Consider the following 3,859-nt stretch of genomic DNA (forward strand, 5'->3'; position numbering starts at 1 on the left):
GAGGAAGGTCTCGGGCGCCGACATATGCGCATATTGGGTCAGCGCGGTATGCTCGACCGCCCACACGTTATCGAAGCCCATTTCCTCGGCGAGCAACGACTGCTCGATGATTTCATGGAACGTCCGCGCCTCGTTCTCGCGCGACGTGTCCACCATCTGGGCTTCGTAAATGATCGAGAATTTCATAGCGTTTCTCACATGAACTACCCCGCCGACCGTAATCGGCACCCCCACCCCCGCCTCATCAATTTGGACCAATTCGTCATCGCCCCATCTGGTCCATTTGGAGCAGGCGCCGCCGCCCGCGCGCGGCTAGGCTCGCGCCACTTAGGAGAGGATCGCGAAAGATGGGCATGTTCGAAGGCAAGGCAGTGCTGGTGACGGGTGCGGCGTCGGGGATCGGCGCCGCCGCGGCGCAACGTTTCGCCGAGGAAGGCGCGGCGGTGGTCGTCGCCGACATGAACCGCGACGGCGCGGAAGCCGTCGCCGAGCTGATCCGCAAGACCGGCGCGCGCGCGCATGCCGTCGCCGCGGACGTGGCCAAGGCCGACGACAATCAGGCGATGGTCAAGGCCGCGATCGACCGGTTCGGCGCGCTCGACGCCGCCTATCTCAACGCCGGCGCTTATGTGCAGACGCCGTTTGAGGAAGAGACCGAAGCCAATTTCGAGCGGATGTTCGCGATCAACCTCAAGGGCGCGTTCCTCGGGCTGAAGGCGGTGCTCCCGGCGCTGTCGAAGAATGGCGCGGCGGTGGTCACCGCGTCCACCTCCGGCGTGATCGGGCTCGGCGTCGCCGCCGCCTATAGCTCGGCCAAACATGGCGTGATCGGGCTGGTACGCTCCTCGTCGCAGGCATTCGCGGCGCGCGGCACCCGCGTCAACGGCATCTGCCCCGGCCCGGTGGCGACCGCGATTCTCGGGATCGAGGGCGTGCCCTCGATTGCCCCGGCCGATACGCTCGAAGCGACGCCCTATGCCGGGATGCTCACCCCGCAGCATATCGCCGAACTGGCGCTGTTCCTCGCCAGCCCGCGCTCGGGGGGGATCAACGGCCAATATATGATCGCCGACGCAGGGTTCCTCGCCAGCTATCCGCCGATGCCCGCGGCGTGAGGTTCACGTCATTCCCGCGCAGGCGGGAATCCATTCTGGCTGGCGGAGCGGCTCTTTCGACGACCTGCGAGAATGGATTCCCGCCTGCGCGGGAATGACGGATTGGAAGTCGCTCAATGCGTCTCGACGCGGATGCGGGTCAGACGGGTTTCGGCGATCAGCCAGCGCCCGTCCTGGCGGACATACAGTTCGTGATAATGGCCGAAACCGTGGAGCGTCCCGAACGGCAACGCGCAAGCGGGGCCGGCCCAAATATAATCGTCCATCGCCCAGATGCCCTCAGCGGTGTCGCTGCCGGTGAGCGTGATTTCGGGATTATGCCCGTGATGCGCCGACCGCGCCCCCGCCAGCGCCCCCGACACCGACGCGACGAAGCCGTCCGCCCCGCGGATCAGCAACGCCTCGTCGCGCGGGGACACGGAATCGCGGAAATCGGTCACCGCATCGTCGGTGAACAGGGTGCGCAGCAGCGCCCAGTCCTGCGTATCGATCGCGCGGAAATAGCGCGCCTTGAGCGCGCGTATTTCCTCATAGGCATCGCCGCCCACCGCTCAGGCCGCGAGGAATTTGGCGCGATAATCGGCAAACGGACGCTCGACCTCGGCCTTGTTCAGCCCGAAATCCTCGAGGCTGTATTTATGCGGCGCGCGATCCTCGCGCTTGTTGTGCTCGACCCATTGTTCCATCCCGGCGCGCACCTCGGGGGTAACATCGACCCCCGCGGCTTCCAGCACCCGCGCGCCCTGCCCGATCGGATCGGACAGGAGATCGGCATAACGCACGTCGACGAAATTGCGCCCGCCGGTCTCCCGCCGCACCCGCATGAATCCGTCGAGCAATTCGGCCAGCCGCGGCACCCAGAAACGCGCGACGCTTTCGCGATCGATCGTCTCGGAGACCATCTGATAGAGGCTATATTCCATGCTGCAGTAAGACGGCACGGTCGCCACCGGATCGCGATGCGTCATCACGATTTTGGCCTCGGGGAACACCTCGATCACCGCATCGAGCGCCATCAGATGCCCCGGGGTCTTGAGCACCCAGCGCGCGCCCTTGCGCGACGGATCCTGCCACTGGAGCGACTGGAGGATCTGCTTGAGATCGCGATAGCATTGCGTGCGATCGGTTTCCGGCGCGGTCAGCCAGTGCGCGAAGCCGGGGACGTGATAGGTGCCCTCGATCATCGTGCTCGAATAAAGCTGGCCGAGCACGATCAGTTCCTCGTCGGGCTGGTCGAGGCTCATCGGGTGGATCGACATCAGATCGGGGATATTGGCGACCATATAGTCGAGCAGCCCCTGCGCCGCCGCGCGCCGCTGCGCGGGATTGCCGCGCTCCTCGCCGGGGAAAGGCGAATAATTCTGCGCCTCGAACCAGCGCACCCCGGTCATCCCCGGGGCGGCGGCGAGCATGCGGTGGAGCATCGTGCTGCCGGTGCGCGGCAACCCGACCACCACCGCGGCAACCTCGACCTTCTCGTCGAGGATTTCGGGATGCTGCTTGAGCAGCTCGACATGCCGCAGCCGGTTGACCAGCCCGTTGACGATCATCCCCTTCGCCACCGCGACCCCCGCGGGGCTGAGCTGCGCGTCATTGTTCAGCGACGGGATCAGCGCATCGATATTGGCGAAAAACCAAGTGTTGCCGAAATCACCCAACCCGGTCTGCGCTCGCGCCTCGGCGACCAGCGCCTCACGATCCGGAACACGCTCTTGACCCACGCCGTCTCTCCTTCGCATATCGATGTCATTCCTGCGCTTGATTCACAGGATTCGTATCAATTCATGCTAGCAGCGACGCAAAATCTTTCAAGCCTATTGCACGCCGCCGTGGAGCAGATGGACGAGCTGCGACTGTCGGCGCGCGCCGGTCTTGGCGAAGATCGAGCGCAGATGCGATCGCGCGGTATTGTGCGCGATGCCCAGCGCATCGGCAGCATCGACCAGCGATCGCCCGCTCGCCAGCGCGACCGCGAGATTGGCCTCCATCCGGGTGAGCTGGAACAGATCGCGGATCGCCTCGGGTTCGAGCTGCGCCTCCTGCCCCGGATCGCTGACGAACAGCGCGAGCGCCGCGCCGCCGCGCATGAACGCGGGCGCGGCAATCGGCTTGGCGATCGCGGCGAGATCGCGCCCCGAGGCGCGGGCGATGCGAAAGCGCTGCGGCGCGGGGTTGGCGTCGAGCGATTTGAGCAAGGCCTCCAACTCTTTGCGCTGCGATCCGTCCTTCAGCCGCAGCCGGCAATCGGCGAGGGTGAGCCCGTCCCCCGCCTCCAGCAGGCGATCGGCGACGACATTGGTGCGCACCACCCGCCCGTCGCGATTGAGGATGATCGCGGCGACCCCCATCTGCTCGACCGTGCCGCGATAGACGCCATGTTCGGCGCCCGAGACCTGGAGCCGCTCGAACAGCCCGATCGCGTGGCGCAGATGCGGGACGATCGCCTGGAACGCTTCGCGCTCGGCCGGGCCGAAATCGGGCAGGCTGCGATCGCGCGTCGCGCGCAGCCGCGCCTCGAACCCGCTCTCGAACCGCAGATCGACCCCGAGAATCTGGTCGCCCCCCGCCGCGGCGAGGAAATCGCGGTAGAAATCGCTGTCGCGCGCCGCCTCGCCGCCGAGGAATTCGGCGAAGGCGGTCACCTTGCCCTCGGGCAATCCCTTGAACGGATCGCTGGCGAAGAAGCTCTCGGCATATTCGTCGGCGGTTACCGTCGGCGCATCGGGGGTGAGGATCGTCCCCGG

The 3,859-nt window shown here is 66.2% G+C and carries 4 protein-coding genes and 1 pseudogene; 1 reads left to right on the plus strand and 4 read right to left on the minus strand.

The annotated features are described in order from the left end of the window. Positions 1–186: pseudogene (locus BGN95_RS03895) on the minus strand (LLM class flavin-dependent oxidoreductase); the annotation flags it as partial. A gap of 161 nt (positions 187–347) precedes the next feature. On the opposite strand from BGN95_RS03895, the gene BGN95_RS03900 reads away from it, so the two are divergent. Further along, positions 348–1,115 carry an SDR family NAD(P)-dependent oxidoreductase gene (locus BGN95_RS03900; protein ID WP_286771673.1) on the plus strand — a complete coding sequence of 256 codons (768 nt, stop codon included), beginning with the start codon at positions 348–350 and terminating at the stop codon, positions 1,113–1,115. A 113-nt stretch (positions 1,116–1,228) separates the two neighbouring features. Here the strand turns inward: BGN95_RS03900 and BGN95_RS03905 are convergent, their stop codons facing one another. The 3 genes from BGN95_RS03905 to BGN95_RS03915 form a co-directional block, all read right to left on the minus strand. Further along, the gene (locus tag BGN95_RS03905; protein WP_179511114.1) at positions 1,229–1,663 is read right to left on the minus strand and encodes a nuclear transport factor 2 family protein; all 435 of its coding nucleotides are present in this window, start codon (positions 1,661–1,663) and stop codon (positions 1,229–1,231) included. Between the two features lie 3 nt (positions 1,664–1,666). Then, on the minus strand, positions 1,667–2,836 hold the full coding sequence (locus tag BGN95_RS03910) for a sulfotransferase family protein (RefSeq protein ID WP_265268634.1): 1,170 nt from the start codon (positions 2,834–2,836) through the stop codon (positions 1,667–1,669). 93 nt (positions 2,837–2,929) lie between these two features. Beyond that, the coding region (locus BGN95_RS03915) for a helix-turn-helix transcriptional regulator (protein ID WP_286771674.1) at positions 2,930–3,859 on the minus strand (930 nt) is incomplete at its 5' end.

The sequence above is a fragment of the Sphingomonas sp. 66-10 genome (genome assembly GCF_001897045.1).
Classification (GTDB): domain Bacteria; phylum Pseudomonadota; class Alphaproteobacteria; order Sphingomonadales; family Sphingomonadaceae; genus Sphingomonas; species Sphingomonas lycopersici.